This is a genomic window from Parachryseolinea silvisoli, assembly GCF_021190955.1.
Classification (GTDB): Bacteria; Bacteroidota; Bacteroidia; order Cytophagales; family Cyclobacteriaceae; genus Ohtaekwangia; species Ohtaekwangia silvisoli.
In genome coordinates this window covers 339,027-360,311 of record NZ_JAIOAO010000001.1, presented here as the reverse complement: position 1 = coordinate 360,311, position 21,285 = coordinate 339,027, and the positions used below count along the sequence as shown (strand labels likewise).

Below are 21,285 nucleotides of genomic sequence, written 5' to 3'. Positions count from 1 at the left end.
GATCGTTTACTTCATTTCCTGCGCCAGGTACGGCGCGGTTCGGCTACTCCGCGTACGGGCTACCGCGGCGGGTGTCCCTGCTACAACCAACCGTCCACCTTCGTCGCCCGCTCCGGGGCCAATATCAATAACCCAGTCGCTGCTGGCCACCACGTGCATATCGTGCTCGACAACGATCACCGTGTTACCTGCATCTACTAATCTATTCAGCTGCTTCATCAACTTGCGCACATCGCTGGGATGGAGCCCGGTGGTGGGCTCATCCAGTATATACAGGCTCTGTCCACGTTGCGCACGTTGCAGCTCCGTGGCAAGTTTAATACGCTGTGCCTCGCCTCCCGAAAGCTCCGTTGCCGACTGGCCTAACCGCAGATAGCCGAGCCCCACTTCGCGTACAGCGTTCAGCGCACGTTGAATGGTAGGCTCCTCATCAAAAAAGCTCCACGCTTCGTCCACAGTCATGCCCAGCACCTCGGCAATGTTCTTGTCTTTGTATTGTACCTCCAGCGTTTTGGCATTATACCGCGCGCCCTGGCACACAGGGCAAGGAGCATACACGCTTGGCAGGAACAATAGCTCCACCGTCACAAATCCTTCGCCCTCGCAGTTCTCACAGCGGCCCTTCGCCACGTTGAACGAAAACCGGCCTACGTCATACTTGCGGGCCCGGGACATCTTCGTGGCAGCAAACAGCTTTCGTACATGATCAAACAGACCGGTATATGTTGCCAGGTTCGACCGTGGCGTGCGCCCGATCGGCTTCTGGTCCACCACCACCAGTCGCTTGATGTGTTCCATGCCACCCGTGATTTTTCCATTCAGCGTCATCACCGGTGCATCCGCCAGCGGGTCGGCCTCGTCTTCTTCCTCTGGCAGCGCCTGTCCCAGATGCGTCGACACCAGCCCTACCAGCGCCTGGCTCACCAGGCTCGACTTACCCGATCCCGATATACCGGTTACGCTGGTGAAGACGCCCAGCGGAAACGTTGCTTCCAGCCCGGTCAGGTTGTTAATCGTGACGTTTTTCAGTGTCAGCCACCCGCGGGGCTCCCGTTGCGTCTGGCCGGAATACGTTTCATTTCCTTCAAAAAGATATTGTCGTGTTATAGATGCTTTGACACTGGCAAGCCCTTTCAGCGGACCGCTATATAAAACCTCTCCGCCAGCTTCGCCCGCCGCCGGACCAACATCCACGATCCAATCCGCATGTCGCACTACATCCAGCTCGTGCTCCACCACAAAGATGGAATTGCCGGCCGCCTTTAATCTGTCCAGCGCACGCAGCAAAGCCTCGGTATCGGCCGGATGCAAACCGGCACTCGGTTCGTCCAGCACGTAGACCACGCCGAACAAGTTAGAGTGTACCTGTGTGGCCAGGCGCAGGCGCTGCAGCTCGCCGGGCGAGAGAGTAGGCGTACTGCGGTCGAGTGTAAGATAGCCCAATCCCAGGTCCAGTAGCACATGCAGACGCGACACGAGATCGTGCGCGATGCGCTGCGACACAATTTGTTTTTCAGGGTGCTCACTCCTGGCATCGGGCGTCTGCACAGCAAACGGCTGCAGCAAGCCCGCCAGTTGCGTCATGGGCAGCGCTGCCATCTCGGCAATATCGAGGCCGGCAAATTTCACCGATAACGCTTCCTTTCGTAGTTTCTTACCGTGGCACTCCGGACATAGCTTGCTCGTCATGAACTGACTCACACGCCGCTTCATCAGCTGGCTTTGCGTGGTGGCGAACGTCGTCATCACATACTTGCGCGCGCCGGTGAACGTGCCCATATAGCTGGGCTCCATCTTCGCCTTCAGCGCCTGCTTCACCTCGCGCGGCGTCAACCCGGCATATACCGGCACCGTGGGCTGCTCCTCGGTGAAAAGGATCCAATCGCGGTCTTTCTTCGGCAGGTCGCGCCAGGGTTTGTCCACGTCATAGCCCATGGTCGTCAGAATGTCGCGCAGGTTTTGTCCTTGCCAGGCAGTGGGCCAGGCGGCAATGGCACGCTCCCGTATCGTCAGCGAATCGTCGGGCACCATCGTCTTCTCGGTTACATCGTACATGCGCCCCAACCCATGGCATGTCGGGCAGGCACCTTCCGGTGTATTTGTAGAGAACGACTCCGCATACAGTATCGATTGGCCTTTGGGGTAGTGGCCTGCCCGGGAGTACAACATTCGGAACAGGTTTGACAACGTCGTAACACTTCCCACCGACGATCGTGTAGACGGCGCACCCCGCTGCTGTTGCAACGCCACCGCCGGTGGCAATCCCGTGATGTCCTCAACCTTCGGCACCGACATCTGGTGAAACAACCGCCGCGCATACGGCGAGACCGACTCCAGGTACCGCCGCTGCGCCTCGGCATACAAAGTGCCAAAGGCCAGCGAAGATTTACCGGAGCCCGAAACACCGGTAAACACCACCAGCTGGTTGCGCGGTATTTTCAGAGACACATGTTTGAGGTTGTGCTCGCTCGCACCGCTTACTTCAATGTAGCCCGATGCATCAGTAAGATGGTGAGGAATATTTTCAGTCATAATCGATGTTAAAAATACACGTCTTCCGGCAAAATGTAAGGTTTCAGGAAACTTTGTCTGACACGATAGGGCATGCGGATATTGAAGGTGCCACTACAGATAAGTCATGCCACTCCAACATAAGCTGCATCCCCCCACTGCGGGCACTCTTTTTTCGACACTCTGCTCGCATCATTCACTAACTAATAACATACCGTGATGGGGAAAGATGAAAAAGGGCATTAAAAAATTCCTGAAGAGGACCAGGGTACTACTGACGTGGCTGGTTGTGTCGGGGCAGGTGTCCTGCCAGCCGGTGTTTTATGCACGGAGAAGGCCAGGCAACTGTTATAATCGGGGAAGAAAATATAGCAGTCTTCGGCAATCGACTGGAGAATAGTTTGCACAAAGGGGCTACAGACATCAGTCGTCATCGGCTGGCCGTAACGTAATGTGGAGAATGTGCTTCAATGTAGGCCAATAGTTGAGATAGTGAGAGATCTTTTATGGACACGGCCATGCAGCTACTCCATGTCATGCCGTAGTCGATAAGTGTCAAAAGCGACGAGCATACCGGACGTTGGACACCCGCCGCATGATTTCATTCTATACACTTATACCCGGCAGGGATATCCGCTCGTATATTTTTAAAAAACGTCGGTACTAATTAACTTATCATAGCAACACTACACCGTTACTAAACGATCATGCAAGAGTTTCGTAAAAAAATATCCGTTCTGCTCTTTTTTACAGCCCTGCTTTTATCGGGCAGCCACGTGTATTCACAATGCATCGGTTTGCCTGCGGTGGCTGCCCTGGGCAGTAACAAAGTTCCGGCAGCACTGTGCGCTCCTGTCAGTGCCAATCTCATTTATACTATACAGTTTGCTTCGCCGGTGCCGGCAGGGCAGCTGGAATTAGTGTACGACTGGGGAGACGGGAGTCCTTCCGAAGTTGTAACATTGACAGCGGGCTCGCGGCTCTATTACCAGGAGCGGACGCACGACTTTCCGCGCGAGAGTGGTTGTGAGTACGTTGTTACGATGACGATCCGCTACAACGGTGCCGCCTGCTCCAATACCCGGCAAATTCAGAAAATATCGTCCTGGCGTACGGATGCCTTTAACGGCGGCGACATTGGTTTGATTTCGCCGGTAACAAACACGGCTGAGCATCTTGTGTGCGAAGGGAGCGACCTTCGTATTGCATTTGACGACCGCAGCGTGTTCAACTGCAACTCCCAATATGTCCAGCTTCCACCGGATGCGATCGAGTCGCCAAACGTGGAAGACCGGTGGCGGCAGATTATTTATAACGGGCCGGTGGTGGGAAATAAAATACCAAACGTATCGGTTAATGGAACACCGGTGACATCTGCGAGTGGCGCGGATATTATATCTAATTATGCTGATACACGGGGCACGCTGTACTTGGCATCGCCCGTGCGGGTCGACGATCCGAGAAGGTCACCATCGCTTGAAATTACTGCGCCGGGTGGCTTCGGTGCTGGATTTGCAAAGCCAGGAGACGTCTTTACAATCATCTTGCGCTATTGGAATTTCTGCAACCCATACGATGACCCCAATATACCGGGGCCTCCCGCGGATCGTGTAAACGGCGATCATCAACCCATCCAACGAACGTCCACTATCAGGGTCATTGCTCCACCGGCTGCGCCGGTTACGTCGAGCGAGGTTGTCTGTAACGGGATTACTCCGAAAGCATTTTCTGTTACGGGCGTTCCCCTGGCGAATACAATCCGGTGGTACGAGAATATACCAGGGCCCGACCGTCCGGGAGCGTTGCTGGGCACGAGCAGAACCCTCCTGGTCACGGCGCACCCGGCGTGGGTTTCGAACACAACGGCAGGGGTATATAAGGTATGGGCCAGTCAGCAACCAACTACGGGTGTCGTCACATGTGAAAGCTCGAAAACGATGGTGACTCGCACCATACGCGAGCGGCTCGAAGTAGGCGCGCCTATACAAGCAGTTCCCACGGATATCTGTAACAGTGGCACATTGTCGGTAGCGCTTCCGCCGGCGCCAGTGTTGCCTACGGGCGGCGCGACAAAATACACGTGGGTGGGGTCCGATGGTGTCAATTTGTTGCCGGGTGCGACATCCACTGCGATGTTTGCAGTCGACGTTACAGATTTTCAGGGACAATTGTCTGTCGACCGCGCGATTACAGTTTCGGAGTCCTATTCCAGCGCTCCGGCATGTGCTGTAAATAAGAAATACTTTTTCAAAGTGCATAAAGCGCCGGTCGGCGGAGTGGTGTCGCTGGCGGAAGACGTATGTGAGGGAAGTGCAGTGGACACGCTTTCACTGTCGGAAGCAGTAGGAGTGATCAAGCGATGGGAGGTCAGGAAAGATCTCGCCTCGTTTATACCATTCACAGGAGTCTCCGGCGACAACTACATTGTACCCGGCATTCTTACCCCCGGTACATACACGTTCCGGGCCGTCGTTGGAAACGGAAGCTGTGCCGAGCTATACAGCACCACGAGTACAGTACAGGTTTTTGCTCTACCGACACCGGTATATGCAGGGTCCGACCAGTTCCATTGCTCATCACTGGTTTCGGACCCTTTGGATGCCACCGTCCCGAGTGTGGGCGTCGGACGCTGGTCGTATATTGCCAGCGTGCCGGCGAATCTCCCTGCGCCGCAGTTTAGCAACGTCAATGCCCCTAATGCTACCATCTCGATTTTACGCGAGAACGCCGGCGCGTATACATTGCGTTGGACTGTAACGAACGACATCTGCCAGCGGTATGATGATGTCATTGTCGATTTTGGAACCACGCCCTCGGATGCCCTGGCCGGTCCGGATCAGGCGCTATGCGGGAAGGAGACCACCCTTTCCGGCAACGCGCCACAAAAAGGCGTAGGCCGATGGACCCTGGTGAGCGGCCCGCAAAACTGCCAGGACAATAATAGCTGCCATGTGACAATCGAAGATCCCTTATCACCAACATCGTCCATCAGACTGTCAAGTGAAAGCGGCTATGGCGTATATACCGTGCGATGGTCTATCAGCAGCGGTGGCAATAACTGTTTCCTGAAGACCGACGATGTTACTATACGGTTCGATCGGCCCATAGGCGTTGCGGCAAATGATACAGACGTAATCTGTATAGACCCCGAAGGGCTGCTCCCGATCGCTCTTTCCGGTACCGTGGAAGGTAACGCAGGCACCGCGTACTGGGCCAATGTAAACGGCCATGGAAATGTCTCGGGCAGCAGTGCATCGTCCGGAACGATCACCGCTTCGTATACTCCGACCCTCGATGACTATACATCGGGCACCCCGATTCGTGTCAAGCTGGTGGCCGTTCCGTTGCCTACGAGCGTATGTCCCTCCATCGAGCGCGCCATTACCATTCAAATAGACCGAACACCAGTGGCAAACGCCGGTGCGGACATTCCCTTCGTTTGCTCCGCCGAGGTTGAACTCCGCGCCGACGCGCCCATGTATGGAGCCGCGGGCCGCTGGAGCACAAACAATACGGGAGTCCTTTTTGCCGATGAGACAGATCCTTATACCGCGGTGACACAATTGCCTGCTCCGCCATCCCGGGTCCTGTTTACGTGGACGGTAACAAGCGCAAGCGGGCGCTGCGTGTCGAAGCCCTCCACCATGGAGGTGGGCCGCGTTGCCCTCCCCGATGTGCGGGATGCCACCGTACAGCCGTGTGAGATATTCAATGGTACCACGCAAATCGATTTATCGCTATCCGAAAACTCCGTCACAACGTTGCCTGCCGCGCAACGGGAGATCAGCTGGTACAGAGGCACCGGCATGATCCCTGTGAATTCCGGCACGATTCAGTCGGGGGTTACAGACGGTGAGCTCTTTTTTGCGCAAGTGGAGGATACAGGGACGGGCTGTTCGGCTCAGGCGAAGCTTACCGTCCGCGTGCTGCCGGCGCCGAAGGTAATGGACGGTCTTGTGGCGCTTTGCGACGAAACGGCCGGAGCTGTCACAGTTTCGGGTGTCGACCTGTCAGCAGCAAAGTTTAGAGACGCCGTTACGGAAGAGTCGGATATAACAATCAAATGGTATGCGTCCCTGGCGGAGGCACAACAGAACATTAACGCGATCGATACGGATATCGACGTCACACGGCGAAGAGATATTTACGCACGGATAACAAAGAATATGTCGCCTTTCTGTTTCAGTGTGGCGAAAGTGGTGATCGTTGTGAATCCCGTACCGGCTGTAAGCGCGATCTTTGGTCGCGAATCTGTTTGCCAGGGACATTCCGCAACGCCGGAGGGTGAGCTGCCGTTCGAAACCTACCAGGTTACACCTATTCCCGGGGCAACGTACCATTGGGAGGTGCCGGAAGGCGTGAATGGATTTCGGGTATTTGGTGGCGGGGAGGAGAGTGATTTTTACCTGCTCCTGCAATTTCCGAACGTACTCACGGGCACGATAAAAGTAACGCCGGAATTAAACGGCTGTATGGGGGCTGCCGTAGAGAAACCAATCCGTGTCGATGCAGCGCCCGTAAAGCCTGCGATCGTCGGGGCGCCGGAAGTATATGAGAACGCGCGAGGTATTCCCTATTCCGTGAATCCTAACAATTACCCGTCGTCGATATATAATTGGGAGATCAGGCGGCGGTCCGATAACTCTTCTGGTGGCGCGTATATTGTAGAGGGGCAGGCCACCGGCAATATTCTGGTGAACGTACTGACGGAAGACATTATCCTTTCGGTGCGGGAAAATAACGCGATGTGTGCGAGTGAAACCGCCAGCATGGTCATCACTGTGAAGGAGCTTCCTCCGCCGGAGGATTTGCTTGCGTCCTTTAACGCTACCCCGATGGCATCCTGCTTTCCAGCGACAATTGTGGCGCAGAACTTGTCGACGGGAGCAGACACGTACAGTTGGACATTATACGGTGAAGGGGGTGTTGCCGCGACCTCCAATCTGATAAATCCTCAATTTACCGTTTCAAGTCCCGGCACCTACCGGCTTCAGTTGACCGCTACACACTCCGCCACAGGGGAGTCGGATCAGGTGCAGGTTTCAGATATCAGGGTTCTGGATGTTCCCTATGCTGCCTTCACGGTAAATAACAACGTCATCTATGCTCCGGATACGGAGTTAAAGCTTTTGAACTTCTCTTCCCGGGCCGATACGTACCAGTGGTCTTTCGGCGATGGAGAAACGTCGTCGCTCTTTGAACCTACGCACACCTATCAGCAGGAAGGTGCATACTTCATTATGCTGCAGGCCGGAATAGACCACGGTCATCAGGACGTAGATGGTGATGGTAGTATGGACGGGTCGTTGATTTGCTATGATACGGCAACGACGCAAGTGGCGGTACGCGAGGGTGGATATATACAAATTCCGAATGCGTTCACCCCGAATGAAAATGGACCGACTGGTGGCCAGCCCTCCGGCGAAGGGATCAACGATGTTTTCCGGCCGATCGTAAAGGGGGTGAGAACGTATAGAATGCAGATCTTCAATCGCTGGGGAACGAAGGTATTCGAAACGGAGGACCCCGAGGTGGGCTGGGACGGTTACAACGCGGCGGGTGAGCTGATGCACGCCGGTGTCTATGTATATAAAATTGAAATGACGTTGTCCAATGGTGAGCAGGATACCCGGATGGGAGACGTTGGATTGATTCATTAACATTTTAATGTGCCATGAGAAGAATATTCTTAACGTTGATTTTCCTCCTTGCCGGGGGCAGTGCCTTTGCCCAGGATCCTCTGTTCTCCCAATATTATCAGGCTCCGCTATTTCTGAATCCTGGCTTTACCGGCCTGACCGCGCGGCAACGATTTGTCGTGAACCACCGCCTTCAATGGCCGGGCCTTCCTCAGGCATTCTCCACCTACGCGGTGTCTTACGATGCATACCTGCCAAGAATTGCAAGCGGTGTAGGGATAATGATAAGCTCCGATAAAATGGGCTCTATGAACTGGCGATCGAATGCCGTTCATCTCCTGTATTCATACAAGGTACGGGTCAATGAGGCGCTGATCTTTTCTCCCGGAATTTCCTTCGGCTATGGAAGCAACGGGCTTGATCGCTCGAAGTTGAGAATGGGGGATGTGCTGCAGTACGGCGGCGCTACGATGGATCCGGCAGTAAACAGGTTGACCAACTCCCAATACATGGATTTTGGCTCGGGCTTTCTATTATACACCAAAAAAGTCTGGCTTGGCGCGGCAGTCTCTCATCTTAACAGGCCGCAGTTGTCGCCGCTGGGAGAAAACGACCGGCTCAGTATGAGGACGACCGTCCACGCCGGTATTAGAATGACACTGACCAGAACCAGTGCGGCGCGAGAGCTATACCTTACCCCTTCGTTTATTTACCGCCTCCAGGGGAAAACATTCTCTCAGTTCGATGCGGGAGTCAATTTTCACACAGACCCCATTTCGCTCGGCGTCTGGTACCGCGGTAAACCGTTGACCAAGAATGTAACAAACGCAGTAGACCAGGATGCGCTTATTCTTTTTCTGGGCCTGCATATACGGAATCTGACAGCCGGGTACAGCTACGATTTTACAATTTCGTCGCTTGGCGCGGGTACCGGTGGCGCACATGAGTTTTCGCTCGTGTATGAACTACCGGCGAAGAAGAAGCTTAACAAGAACAAACTTATTCCATGTCCGGCCTTCTACAATGACACCCGATTTAGATAAAAAAGAAGTCCGCTATAGATTGATGTTATACGAATTTTTATTCTCGGACATCACGAAGGTGCTATGCGTACTGCCAATACTTTTTACCGAGCCCAATTTGTTGAACACAAAATCCTGGTAGTGTTTCATATCCTTCGCATAGACTTTCAGCAGGAAGTCAAAATCGCCCGAAATATTATAACACTCGACAACCTCCTTCAGCCGCAGAATGTCTGAGACAAACTGGTGGCCGATGCTTTTGTCATGTTGCTTCAGCTTGATGTTACAAAAGACAATCAACCCATAGTTAAGCTTTTCAGCGTCGATCAGGGCGATGTATTTTTTAATATAGCCATTCGCCTCCAACCTTTTTACCCGCTCAAAGACCGGCGACGGCGATAGATTCACCTTCGCGGCCAACTCTTTCATCGTCACATTAGAATCTGCTCCCAGGAGTTTTAATAGTTGAATGTCTGTATCGTCGAGTGTTTCTTCCATAGAATAATTTCCTTTTCAGGGGTCGGATACGATGTGTCTAAAGAAAAATATTTTTAATAGTGCCTCAAATGTAGATTATTATGCCGAATTGATGCCTGTTTTGAAGTGATTAAAACCAAATTAATAGATTTGTTCAGAATTTAGCACTGCTACACATCCACCGGAATGGTTTTCGATGAAGATCGAAATGAAAAGGGAACCGTGTGAGAATCACGGGCTGTCGCGCAACTGTAAGTGACGTAATAAAATTTTCCGCTGCTAATGTCCACTGCGCTTACGATCGCTATCGGGAGCTTGGGAAGGACGGCGGAGAATGTTACAAGCCAGGAGACCTGCCTTTACCGGATATTATTCATTTAACCATTTTAACAAAATGCTAACGCAAAACCTGGGCTACCCGCGTATTGGTGGCCAACGACAACTGAAAAAAGCGAATGAACAGTATTGGGCCGGCAAGATCGATCTCAACGAATTGACACAGGTTGCCCGCAAGATCAAGGAAGAGAACTGGCAAACCCAATTAGCCGCCGGCATCGATCTCATTCCTTGCAACGATTTTAGTTATTACGACCAGGTGCTGGACACGAGCTTGCTGCTGGGTGTCATTCCCCCGCGTTATGCACCGCTGGTGTCGAAGGCAACCGGCAACGGCGAAATGGACCTGTATTTTGCCATGGCCCGCGGGTATCAAAAAGAAGGATTAGACCTCACGGCCATGGAGATGACCAAATGGCTGGATACCAACTACCACTATATTGTGCCGGAATTCACGGCCGCACAAGAGTTCAAGATCCTGTCGGAAAAGGTATTCAGTGAGTATACCAGTGCCAAAGAGCTGCTCGGTCAGAAAGCGAAGCCCGTGTTGCTGGGGCCTGTAAGTTACCTGCTGCTGGGGAAAGAAAAAGAGCCGGGATTTGAGCGGGTAGACCTGATCAAAAAACTGGTACCGGTATATGTTGAAATCATCAACCGCCTGCGACAGCTCGGGGCAGCATGGATTCAGTTAGACGAACCTTGCCTCGCACTGGATCTTTCCAAAAAAGAAAAAGAAGCATTTGACTTTGCCTACCGTCGCATAGCCAGCCAGGTAAGCGGTATTAAAATATTGGTGGCAACGTATTTCGAAGCGCTGGCGGACAACACGCAGCTGGCCGTGAACCTTCCGATCGACGCGCTGCACATCGATTTGGTGCGCGCCCCCGAGCAACTGGAAGAGGTACTCACATGGATTCCGGAGCAACTACAACTTTCCGTCGGGGTGATAGATGGTCGCAACGTCTGGAAGAACGACTACGAAAAATCCTTGAGCTTGATCAACAAGGCCGTTCAAAAACTAGGAGCCGATAGAGTAATCATTGCACCTTCCTGTTCGCTCCTGCATAGCCCAATCGACCTCGACCTGGAGACGGCGCTTGATCCGGAGATTAAAAACTGGATGGCCTTTGCCAGGCAAAAACTGAGCGAAGTCAGCGCATTGAAGCAGATAGCCGAAGGAAACAAAGATTTGCTTCAAGCCAATCAAAAAGCCATCGAGAGCCGCCGCGTGTCGCAAAAAGTGCACAAGCCGGCCGTGAAGAACCGCGTCAACGCCATCACCGAAGGCAATGCGACTCGTAAAAGCGCGTTCCCGGTACGCCAGGAACTGCAGCGCCAACGTTTTAGCCTGCCTGCATTTCCGACCACGACCATCGGTTCATTCCCGCAGACAGACGATATCCGCCAGCTGCGTGCCAGGCTCAAGAGCGGTGAGCTCACCGTCGCGCAATACGAAAAGTTTATCGAGCAAGCGACCATCGATGCAATCCGCTGGCAGGAACAACTGGGCATCGACGTACTGGTGCATGGTGAGTTCGAGCGTAACGACATGGTGGAGTATTTCGGCGAGCAGCTTGATGGATTTCTGTTTACCAAAAACGGTTGGGTACAAAGCTATGGCAGCCGCTGTGTGAAGCCGCCGGTGATCTATGGCGACGTAAGCCGTCCGAAAGACATGACTGTGCGCTGGAGTACATTTGCAGCGGCCCAAACGGATAAGCCGATGAAAGGTATGTTGACGGGTCCTGTCACCATCCTTCAATGGTCCTTTGTGCGTGACGATCAGCCCCGCGAGCAAACCACGAATCAGATTGCGTTGGCCATCCGCGACGAGGTGTTGGCGTTAGAGAAAGCCGGCATTGGCATCATTCAGATCGACGAGGCGGCTATCCGCGAAGGCCTGCCGTTGCGTAAAGGCAAGCGCGCGCAGTACCTGGGTTGGGCTGTAAAAGCCTTCCGGATCACGGCAAGCGGCGTGGAAGATAAGACGCAAATTCACACGCACATGTGCTATAGCGAGTTCAATGACATCATCGAGCACATCGCCGCGATGGATGCCGATGTGATCACTATCGAGACCTCCCGCTCGCAGATGGAGCTGCTCCAGGCGTTCGCCCACTTTAAGTATCCGAATGAAATCGGCCCCGGCGTATACGACATTCACTCGCCGCGTGTGCCAACCACGGAGGAGATGGCCTCGCTGCTGGTCAAAGCCGCCGGCTTGCTGCCGGCACAACACTTGTGGGTGAACCCCGACTGTGGTCTGAAGACCCGTAAGTGGCCGGAAACAAAAGCCGCCCTGGAGAACATGGTAGCGGCCGCCCGGCACGCACGGGAGACAATCCAGGTAGAAGCATAATCCGACGTATAAACTGCGGGCGACATCGCCCGCAGTTTTCTATATATACCGGGCCGTTCCGTAGGTTAAAAATCGGATAATGAATATCATTGTATAATTTTCAAGGCTAACAGTAGTTATGTTTTTAGACAAGATCAAGTCCCGCGAGTCGGGGATCCTGACATACGGGATTACGCCTCCAAAAGTTGGAACAGCTCCCGAGCGGATTGCACAGATCGCCCAAAAGACAATGGCCAGGCTCATGCCACTGGACATCGATGCACTGATCGTGTACGACGTACAAGACGAATCAGCACGCACGGCAGTCGAGAGACCCTTTCCTTTTTTTCAGGCGCAGGACCCGTTCGAGTTCGCCAGTCAATACCTTCAGGACCTGAAAGTTCCGAAGATCATCTATCGCCCCGCCGCCAAATTTTCGAAAGACGAGTTATCGCACTGGCTGGAGGATCTTCATAAGCATACGTTCTATCCTGTATTCGTCGGCGTGCCTGCGCCGGACTATCCCGTGAAAACAAGCTTGCCGGAGGCCTACAAGATCTGGAGCAAGCACAAAGCAACGTCCGTCATAGGTGCCGTAACAATACCTGAAAGACACGCCGTATTGAAAGATGAAGACAAACGCATTCTCGATAAAGCAGGCTGCGGCGTATCGTACTTCATATCGCAGTGCGTCTTCAATGTGGCGTATGCCAAACAAGTGATAGAAGATTTGGAGCATACCTGCAAAACGGAACGTGCGACGTTCCCGACCATTATTTTTACGCTCACCGTCTGTGGATCGGAAAAGACATTGGACTTTATGGAGTGGCTGGGTATTCACGTGCCGGATGATCTGAAACAAGACTTCAGAGCAGCAGAAAGTATGCTTGAAAAATCGGTTCAGGTCTGTTTGGATATTGCTTCCGAGCTGACGGCGCTTTGCGCAGCCCGCGCCATTCCTTTTGGATTCAATATCGAAAGCGTTGCCATCCGAACGGACGAGATCGAAGCTTCCATCTATATGGTGAATAAAATTGCCGAGATGCTGGAGACCAATGCTGTTCGAAAGGTTACAGTGGCACAATCGTCTGTAGCATAAAAAACAGATTCGAATCCATAACATTGCCGACCACGGGCCGGGGCGGCATAGCAATTTGTTGCCACTTTATTAGCATTATTTAACTGTTATCGGCAACTTATAGCATACTATGTCAGACCCCGGAAAATTCCGGCCCTCACAGGCCAAAAAGCATGATTTCATAAACATCACGGCGCCGATCCTGCTGGTAGATGACGACGAAGACGATCATGCGATTTTTAAAGAAATCTGCGTCGAGTTAGGTGTCGGCGATTGGATCCACGTTTTTCATACTGGATTTGAGCTGCTCGATTTTCTCAAAAACGAAAGCGTATCCCCGTTTATCATTTTTTGCGACATCAATATGCCGCAGCTCGATGGCCTGCAACTTCGCGCCTTAATTAACCAGGACGAACACTTGCGCCTCAAAAGCATTCCCTTTATATTCTTTTCCACGTCTGCCTCCGAGAGCCAGGTGAAGCTGGCCTACGATTTAACCGTGCAAGGCTTCTTCCTGAAAGGCAATACCTACGAAGAAACGAAAAACAGGTTCGAGCGCATTCTGCATTACTGGAATGACTGCCAGCACCCCTAAGTAGTGACCTGCTTATTTAATTGCAACCGTCGTATTCGTATACGGCCGTGCTGCTGGAACTTTCCACGCCGTTCTTATCAAAACTCTTTCCGGTAGCGCTTACCGGTAGGCCACTGGCGTTATAGTCATAAGCGGTTACCGAGGATGCGCGCACCTCCCAGCCTGTACCGGCGGCATCGCCGTCATAATAGGTCCCCCGCACAGCATTGTTTTCCCTCACCACTTCCGAATAACTGCTGGGGATTATCGGATGGCCTTTCGGCCGCGCGCTTCGGTTGATATAAGGTGATTGACGCGTGTCGTATTCCGTCACGTCGGCGGAGCTTGTTTTTCCGTCGATGTAGCGCTCCCGGCGTGTTACCTGCCCGTTGTCGTCGTACTCGTACCGGTACTCTTCCGTATAGCTGGCGTGCGGTTCGATCCATTTTAAAAGCCGCCCATCGCTGTCGTATTCAAAGAAAGGATGGGTCTCCACACCCTTGGCGTCCACGTGTGTAACCTTTACCAGTTTTTTTCCAATGTATTCGAACTTCGTAACGTCGTTGGTGGAAAGGCTTGTGAATTGTATCAGGTTGCCATCGCTGTCATACTCATACACGTATGTACTGGTTTGCTTACCGCCGGTATAGGTACTTTCGCTGATCGACTTGATCAGGCGGCCATTCTCATAGGTGTACCGGGTATCACTGTTATTGATACTCGTAGACTTGTCGCGTTCCGTCCGGGTCGACTGGTTCACGGTACGCAACAAAAAGCCCGCCTCATCATATTCTCTGCTGATTGTGCCGGCATAAGTCGAAGTGGTTCCATCGCTGTACGTGTAGTCATAGGAAGTGGTGCTGCCGGTCTCGTTTCCCTTGTCATCGTACGTGGTCCCCAACTTTCCGACCGTGGTCGACGTCACCGTTTCACTTTCCCGTCCGTTGCTCGTAGTAGTCATCAGCACAAGTCTGCAGCCTGACGCTTGCGTTGGCCCGGCATCGTCATCCTTACAGGAACCGGCCGCCAGCAGCAGCACCGTCAGTATTGAAAAAGCACGTCTCCAGACAGCATAATAAGAAATATATAACGTGTGGGCATTGGTTTTCATACAAAGCAGGGTTTTTACAAAAGTAAGCCCCGGCGGCTGCACTGTCTATGACCTTTTCGGGTACTCCGCTACGGACGAGGTGCACGGCGCCTGGAGGGCCATCACGCACGCGCTCGATCCACGTTGTACACTTCCGGTGGTGACCAGTGTCAATCCAAACTTTATTTGTTGGCACAGGAATTTACGATGCTGCAAAACCCGTAAATTTCGGTCTGACGCTCTATGGAAAGTCCTACAAACTTGCCCCCCGCGCCTGATGGCGACGGCGGTATTCAGCTCCCTGAAGTATCCAAACCACTTTTTACGGAACCATTCGATAAAAAGCAAGCCGAAGAGCTGCTGCTCAGCCATGCCGCGACGGTCGCCGACTTGCGCTTTATGAACGAACGGTTCCAGTATGCGTCCATGGCCACACACGACGTCGTTTGGGACTGGAACCTGCTGAATAATACGATCTGGTGGAGCGATACTTTCCAAACCGCGTTCGGGTACACTGCCGAAGAAATAAAGGAAACAGTAGACCTTTGGTATGATCTGATCCACCCGGAAGACCGCGACCGCGTGGTCAGCAGCATCCACCAGGTAATCGACTCAGGCGAGGCTAATTGGACGGCGGAATACCGTTTCAGGAAAGCCGACGGAACATACGCCACGCTACACGATCGCGGCTATGTACGGCACGATGCCGGAAAGCGGCCGGTACGCATGGTGGGATCCATGCGCGATGTTACCAAAGCAAAACATGACGAAGAGCGGCTTAAACAGCAAACCGAGCGATTGCGCCTGGCGATCGAATCGGCCGAACTGGGCACGTGGGACTTCGATCCCCAAACCGGCGTCCTGGTTTGGGACGCACGTTGCAAAGAGCTGTTCGGCTTATCGCCGGAAGCATATGTCGATTGGCAAGTTTTTCTAAACGCCTTACACCCGAACGACCGTGACCGCGTTGCTAAAATCAACAGTGATGCGATGGCCGACGGCTCCGACGGCTACTATGACTGCGAGTACCGCACCATCGGTGTAGAAGATCACAAGCTGCGCTGGATTCGTGCGAAAGGCCGCTCGCATTTCGATACCAACGGTAAAGCACAACGCTACATCGGCACGGTACTCGACATTACCCATCGAAAAACCCACGAACAAAAACTGATCGAGCAGGAGCGTTTATTCCGGCTACTGGTAACCTCCATTCCTCAGATCGTCTGGACGATCGACACCGCTGGAAAGACGGACTTTATTTCTCAGCGCTGGGAAGATTATACCGGGGTGTCAATACAAGATGCCGCGCCCGACTTTGCCAGCCTGATCCACCCAGACGACGTAGAAGCTGTTGTAAACAATTGGCTGGTCAGCGTGCAAGAGGGTACACCCTGGACCGGTGAGTACCGCCTGCGCAATAATCGCACAGGGCAGTACCGGTGGTTTTCCGGTGCCATAGCGCCGTTGAAAGACGAGCACGGCGCCATCACCAAGTGGATAGGTTCCGCCGGCGATATTCATGACCAGAAACTAATCGAGCAGGAGCTTGAACGGCGGGTTCAGGATCGTACCGACAAGCTGGCCGAGACCAATGCCCAACTACAGCAATCAAACCGCGAGCTCGAGCAGTTCGCGTACGTGGCGTCACACGATCTGCAGGAACCGTTGCGAAAAGTGACTGTATACCTCGGCCTTCTCAAGACAAACCTAACTGCCCCGGTAGATGCGAAGGCCGACTCATATTTTCAAAAGATTGAAAAGTCAACCGCGCGGATGCGCACCCTCATCAAAAACCTGCTCGAATATTCCAGGCTCGACAAAGATCAAACGGTGTTTGAAGATGTTGACATGAACAAGATCATGGCTGACATCTCGGTTGATTTCGAAGTAGCCCTTGCTCAAAAATCGATCACCGTCACGGTGGATAATTTACCCGTTGTTCGTGGCGTGCCGCACCAATTGAATCAACTGTTTTACAACCTGATCGGCAATGCGGTCAAATTTTCAAAGTCAGAGCCCGGGAGCGCTATACATATTGCTTCTGAATATATTGAACCCGGGAGCAGCAACGAACAAGCAGGTTCTGGCCGGTACCACCGAATCTCAGTAGCGGACAACGGCATAGGCTTCGATCAACAATACGCCATGAAAATGTTCGAGATCTTCCAGCGGCTCACCACCGTAAAATCAGTCGGCGGTCACGGCATCGGCCTGGCGATCTGTCAGAAGATTGTCAACCACCACGGCGGCAAAATCTGGGCCACCGGAATTGAGGGCGTCGGCGCGACGTTCTTTGTACAGCTACCGGCATTGTAACGGACGCTGTTTATTACATCAATGATTCAAAATGGATGGGGAACGAGTTTATTCGTTTCCCCGTCGCGTGAAAGATTGCGTTGGCGATGGCGGGCGGCATGCCGACCAGGCCAATCTCGCCGACGCCCTTCGTACCCAGTGGATTCACGATATCATCCTTCTCGTCAACAAAGATCACATCAAGGTCATGAATATCGGCATGCACCGGGATATGATATTCGGCTAAGTTGGGATTGACATATTTACCATACCGGTGATCAGGAATCGTCTCCTCCCGCAGCGCTTTGCTGATACTCCAAATCATACCGCCTAAAATCTGGCTTCGCGCCGTCTTCGGATTGATGATGGTTCCTGCGGCTACTGCCGTGACGGCGCGGGTGACATTCACAACGCCCAGTTCTTCATCCACTTCCACTTCCACAAACGCCGCGCTGTGCACAGCCCGGCTATATTTCTTCAATTTCAAGGGATTAGGCACCGAGAGCTTTGTAGCAGCGATCGAACGGCCCTGATTTTTTTGAATAACGTCTTTCAACGAAACACCGGTGGACGGATTCGCGATCAACGTGATCTGACCGTTTACGAATGCCACGTCGTCGAGCGTCGCGTGGCTCAGGGGAGATCCTTCGATGGTGCGCGCTTTCTTCAGGATCTTTTCTTTTAAGGCTTTGCAGGCCAGTTTGATGGCCGAGCCTATAGTCGATACCGTCCATGAAGCGCCCTGGATAGGGGCGAGCGGCATTTTGCTGTCGCCATAGTGAAAAGATACTTCGTCAATCGGTAAGCCAAATTCGTCCGCGGCGATCTGGGTCATGACCGTTAACGTTCCTGTTCCGATGTCGGTAATGGCACTGGAAACGACAAGCCTTCCATCCTTATCGAGTATAGCCTTCGCGCGCGCCGGTGCGGTCATCGCTTCCCAAATGCCGGTAGCCATTCCGTACCCTACGAGTCGATTTCCCCGCCGCATGCTCCGCGGCGCGGGCGAACGCTTATGCCAGCCAAAGCGTTCGGCTCCCTGCGCGAAGCATTCCTTCAGCTCTTTGCTGGAATACGGCCGGCCTACACTAACATCGGTGTTGGCGTAATTTATATATCGGAATTCCAGCGGGTCGATGCCCGCGTTGTATGCCAGCTCGTCGATGGTGCTCTCAATCGCGTGCATACCGGTGCTGCCGCCTGGCGCACGCATGTCCAAAGGCGAATAGACGTCCAGGGGCACGAGCTTATAGTCGGTGTGAACGTTCTGTGCGGGGTAAAGCATGTTTGACCAGTTTACCACCACTTCGGTATAGTCCTCGAATTGGGAAGTTTCCGCCACGGCCTCGTGGCCGAGCGCGATGATCAAACCGTCCGTCGTTGAGCCGAACATCGTGTTTTGAATCGTCGGCGGCCGGTGACCAAACGTGAACATCTGGCTGCGGTCCAACGTGACGCGTACTGAGCGCTTCAGCATCAAGGCCGCCATGGCGGCAAAGAATAACTGATATTGCGGCCGTAGCCCGGACCCGAAGGCCCCGCCGACATACGGTGATATTACACGCACGTCTTTATAATGCAGCCCGAAAATGTTCGCCACATAAAGCTGACTGTTGACCGTGCCCTGCGTCTTGTCATAAATCGTAAGCGTGTTGTCGCCCTCATAGACTACGGTAGACGCAAATAATTCAATCGGGTTATGGTGCTCCGTGCCATGATGAAAAGTCCCGCTCGCTTTGATGGCGGCGTGTTCGAATGCTGTCACAAAGTCGCCGCGGTCTTTCGGCGGCGGCGGTTTCAGTGAGGTGGCCAATCCAACTTTTGGCGGACGCGCGCTTTCCATGTTTTCCCCCAGATTGGTGCGAAATTCTTCCGCCTGGTAGTCAACGCGAAGATGAAACGCAGCATAACGTGCCATCTCAAATGTCTCTGCCACAATCATGGCTATAGGCTGTCCGTTAAACTTCACCTCATTGTCATACAACGGCTTAAAAACTTTGCCGGGCGGAGCATCCATGTCCGCATACTTTAAGTCCAACCAGGGTAATGACAACCTGTTCTCATGCGAAATGACCGTTACGACACCGGGTAGGTTCAATACATCGTCGGCGTGTATGTGGAGAATTTTTCCTTTTGTAATGGTGGCATTGACGATATAACCATATAGCATGCCGTCGACAGGATAGTCGCCTGCATACCGGGCCGCGCCGGTTACTTTTTCTTTTGCTTCAAGCCGGCTGATGGGTTTGCCAACCGATGGATGAATTGCCATGCTGTTAGATTTTTAAGGTTCGAGTGAGGGTTGCGCGCCAGGTCGTTGTGAGGCAGGATTCAGCGCCATCATGCCGTTGCGAATGATAGCACGTTTTGCGAGCTCGATTTTAAAGGTATTGAAACCATACCCCACCGCCCCCGCGAGAATGATGTCGGCTGCCCCGGCAAAAGCTTCCCGCGTTGGCTCTTTCCCAACCAGGAATTGTTCCGCCTCCGCAATGCGCCACGGCTTATGCGCCACGCCCCCCAGCGCAATCCGTGCCACAGCGATGACGCCGTTATCTAACGTTAGACCGGTAGCCACTGATACCAGGGCAAACGCAAATGAATTCCGGTCGCGGAGCTTCAGGTATGAATGGTATTCGGGGAAGCCTTCCGGGGGAAGTTCTATACCCACGATGATCTCGCCGATCTGAAGATTGTTGTCGATCTCGGGCGTTTCTCCCGGTAGCCGGTGGAAATCGTGGAAGGGAATCCGCCGTTCACCGTATGGCCCCTGCGTGACGACGGTAGCGTCCAACGCAGCAAGGGCCACGCACATATCGGAAGGGAACACCGCGATGCAATGTCGGCTGGTTCCCAGGATAGCCATGTTCCGGTTGTACCCTTGTATTGCCGGGCATCCCGAGCCCGGCTCCCGCTTGTTACAGGGCGATGAAGCGTCATAAAAATAGTAGCACCGCGTGCGCTGTAGCAAGTTGCCACCGTTAGTGGCCATGTTTCGAATTTGAGGCGAGGCGCCGGCAAGAATAGCCCTGGAGAGTAGGGGATAGCGTTGCTCTACTAACGGGTGATACGCCGTGTCGGCATTGCTCACAAACGCTCCAAGCCATAGTCCCCCCTGTTCGGTGGAGCTGATAGTTCGATTCTCATCGATGTGATGAATATCAATTAAAGTACCGGCGCTTTCCAGTTTATACTTCATTAAATCAATGAGGTTGGTGCCGCCGGCCAGATAGCGCGCATGATCATTTCCTTCGCGGAGCGCTCTTGCCTCCGACACACTGCCGACTTTGACATAGGAAAAGTTATTCATGCTTGGTTTTGTTTAACGTCCATGATGGCATTCACAATTCCTATGGAAGCTCCGCACCGGCAGAGGTTGCCGCTCATAAGCTCTTTCACCTCTTCCAGCGTATTGGCTTTACCCTCCTGGAGCAGTCCGACCGCGCTACAAAGCTGCCCCGGCGTACAGTAGCCACATTGGAAGGCGTCATGCTCGATAAATGCCTCTTGCAATGGATGCAGGTTGTCGCCCTGCGCCAGCCCTTCCACGGTGGTAATGCTGGCCCCATCATTGGCCACCGTGAGGGTCAGGCAGCTCACAATGCGTTTGCCGTTGCAGAGTACCGTACACGCACCGCATTGTCCATGATCACATCCTTTCTTTGTTCCGGTAAGGTGAAGTTGCTCTCGTAACGTATCGAGTAAGCTCACCCAGGGAAGCACGGAAACGACGCAGTCAATGCCGTTAACCGTTAGGGAGACGTCCATAACCGATCCATTCCCAGCTACCGCCGCGGCGGTCGATTGATCCAGTAATTCCATAAGCGCGAAAAGGTGTTTTATTATAGCCCTCTATTTTCATGCCCGCACCAATTACGAAGCACACACCACGATTGGCCTTCACATTCGTGGCCCTTGTGATACC

General features: G+C 53.2%; 12 protein-coding genes and 1 riboswitch. Of the genes, 6 read left to right on the top strand and 6 right to left on the bottom strand.

The annotated features are described in order from the left end of the window. Positions 1-6: 6 nt before the first annotated feature. Entirely contained in the window at positions 7-2,532 is a 2,526-nt protein-coding gene (gene uvrA / locus K7P01_RS01505; protein WP_267289110.1) for an excinuclease ABC subunit UvrA, read from the bottom strand. 686 nt (positions 2,533-3,218) lie between these two features. Between uvrA and K7P01_RS01500 the strand changes: the two genes are divergently transcribed. Both K7P01_RS01500 and K7P01_RS01495 read left to right on the top strand, forming a co-directional pair. After that, positions 3,219-8,171: a T9SS type B sorting domain-containing protein gene (locus K7P01_RS01500; protein ID WP_267289108.1), complete on the top strand. Its 4,953-nt coding sequence runs from the start codon at positions 3,219-3,221 to the stop codon at positions 8,169-8,171. A 14-nt stretch (positions 8,172-8,185) separates the two neighbouring features. Beyond that, the gene (locus K7P01_RS01495) at positions 8,186-9,193 is read left to right on the top strand and encodes a PorP/SprF family type IX secretion system membrane protein (protein ID WP_267289106.1); all 1,008 of its coding nucleotides are present in this window, start codon (positions 8,186-8,188) and stop codon (positions 9,191-9,193) included. A gap of 12 nt (positions 9,194-9,205) precedes the next feature. On the opposite strand, the gene K7P01_RS01490 is transcribed toward K7P01_RS01495, so the two are convergent. Continuing rightward, a complete protein-coding gene (locus K7P01_RS01490) occupies positions 9,206-9,670 on the bottom strand; it encodes an Lrp/AsnC family transcriptional regulator (protein WP_267289104.1) in 465 nt (154 codons plus the stop codon). Between the two features lie 149 nt (positions 9,671-9,819). Beyond that, positions 9,820-10,024, top strand: a riboswitch (cobalamin riboswitch). Positions 10,025-10,043: 19 nt separating this feature from the next. On the opposite strand from K7P01_RS01490, the gene metE reads away from it, so the two are divergent. The 3 genes from metE to K7P01_RS01475 all read left to right on the top strand — a co-directional run bounded on the left by metE (position 10,044) and on the right by K7P01_RS01475 (position 13,996). After that, the gene (gene metE / locus K7P01_RS01485; protein ID WP_267289102.1) at positions 10,044-12,344 is read left to right on the top strand and encodes a 5-methyltetrahydropteroyltriglutamate--homocysteine S-methyltransferase; all 2,301 of its coding nucleotides are present in this window, start codon (positions 10,044-10,046) and stop codon (positions 12,342-12,344) included. 118 nt (positions 12,345-12,462) lie between these two features. Continuing rightward, positions 12,463-13,422 carry a methylenetetrahydrofolate reductase gene (locus K7P01_RS01480; RefSeq protein WP_267289100.1) on the top strand — a complete coding sequence of 320 codons (960 nt, stop codon included), beginning with the start codon at positions 12,463-12,465 and terminating at the stop codon, positions 13,420-13,422. Between the two features lie 109 nt (positions 13,423-13,531). After that, complete coding sequence (locus K7P01_RS01475) at positions 13,532-13,996, top strand: response regulator (protein WP_267289098.1); 465 nt, start codon at positions 13,532-13,534, stop codon at positions 13,994-13,996. Positions 13,997-14,012: 16 nt separating this feature from the next. Here the strand turns inward: K7P01_RS01475 and K7P01_RS01470 are convergent, their stop codons facing one another. Continuing rightward, positions 14,013-15,086, bottom strand: a complete 1,074-nt coding sequence (locus K7P01_RS01470; protein ID WP_267289096.1) for a hypothetical protein — start codon at positions 15,084-15,086, stop codon at positions 14,013-14,015. A gap of 222 nt (positions 15,087-15,308) precedes the next feature. On the opposite strand from K7P01_RS01470, the gene K7P01_RS01465 reads away from it, so the two are divergent. Continuing rightward, the gene (locus tag K7P01_RS01465; protein WP_267289094.1) at positions 15,309-17,381 is read left to right on the top strand and encodes a PAS domain-containing sensor histidine kinase; all 2,073 of its coding nucleotides are present in this window, start codon (positions 15,309-15,311) and stop codon (positions 17,379-17,381) included. A 13-nt stretch (positions 17,382-17,394) separates the two neighbouring features. Here the strand turns inward: K7P01_RS01465 and K7P01_RS01460 are convergent, their stop codons facing one another. From K7P01_RS01460 to K7P01_RS01450, 3 genes are read right to left on the bottom strand one after another with little or no spacing between them, the layout of a single operon-like run. Next, the gene (locus K7P01_RS01460; RefSeq protein WP_267289092.1) at positions 17,395-19,632 is read right to left on the bottom strand and encodes a xanthine dehydrogenase family protein molybdopterin-binding subunit; all 2,238 of its coding nucleotides are present in this window, start codon (positions 19,630-19,632) and stop codon (positions 17,395-17,397) included. Positions 19,633-19,644: 12 nt separating this feature from the next. Further along, positions 19,645-20,670, bottom strand: coding sequence for an FAD binding domain-containing protein (locus K7P01_RS01455; protein WP_267289090.1), 1,026 nt, complete (start codon positions 20,668-20,670; stop codon positions 19,645-19,647). Further along, a complete protein-coding gene (locus tag K7P01_RS01450) occupies positions 20,667-21,182 on the bottom strand; it encodes a (2Fe-2S)-binding protein (protein ID WP_267289088.1) in 516 nt (171 codons plus the stop codon). The genes K7P01_RS01455 and K7P01_RS01450 overlap by 4 nt, the downstream gene beginning before the upstream one ends. Positions 21,183-21,285 lie beyond the last annotated feature (103 nt).

Excerpts from the sequence above, each read along its gene's own strand:
- uvrA (WP_267289110.1), bottom strand. The coding sequence starts at position 2,532 with ATGACTGAAAATATTCCTCACCATCTTACTGATGCATCGGGCTACATT.
- K7P01_RS01500 (WP_267289108.1), top strand. The coding sequence starts at position 3,219 with ATGCAAGAGTTTCGTAAAAAAATATCCGTTCTGCTCTTTTTTACAGCC.
- K7P01_RS01495 (WP_267289106.1), top strand. The coding sequence starts at position 8,186 with ATGAGAAGAATATTCTTAACGTTGATTTTCCTCCTTGCCGGGGGCAGT.
- K7P01_RS01490 (WP_267289104.1), bottom strand. The coding sequence starts at position 9,670 with ATGGAAGAAACACTCGACGATACAGACATTCAACTATTAAAACTCCTG.
- metE (WP_267289102.1), top strand. The coding sequence starts at position 10,044 with ATGCTAACGCAAAACCTGGGCTACCCGCGTATTGGTGGCCAACGACAA.
- K7P01_RS01480 (WP_267289100.1), top strand. The coding sequence starts at position 12,463 with ATGTTTTTAGACAAGATCAAGTCCCGCGAGTCGGGGATCCTGACATAC.
- K7P01_RS01475 (WP_267289098.1), top strand. The coding sequence starts at position 13,532 with ATGTCAGACCCCGGAAAATTCCGGCCCTCACAGGCCAAAAAGCATGAT.
- K7P01_RS01470 (WP_267289096.1), bottom strand. The coding sequence starts at position 15,086 with ATGAAAACCAATGCCCACACGTTATATATTTCTTATTATGCTGTCTGG.
- K7P01_RS01465 (WP_267289094.1), top strand. The coding sequence starts at position 15,309 with ATGGAAAGTCCTACAAACTTGCCCCCCGCGCCTGATGGCGACGGCGGT.
- K7P01_RS01460 (WP_267289092.1), bottom strand. The coding sequence starts at position 19,632 with ATGGCAATTCATCCATCGGTTGGCAAACCCATCAGCCGGCTTGAAGCA.
- K7P01_RS01455 (WP_267289090.1), bottom strand. The coding sequence starts at position 20,670 with ATGAATAACTTTTCCTATGTCAAAGTCGGCAGTGTGTCGGAGGCAAGA.
- K7P01_RS01450 (WP_267289088.1), bottom strand. The coding sequence starts at position 21,182 with ATGGAATTACTGGATCAATCGACCGCCGCGGCGGTAGCTGGGAATGGA.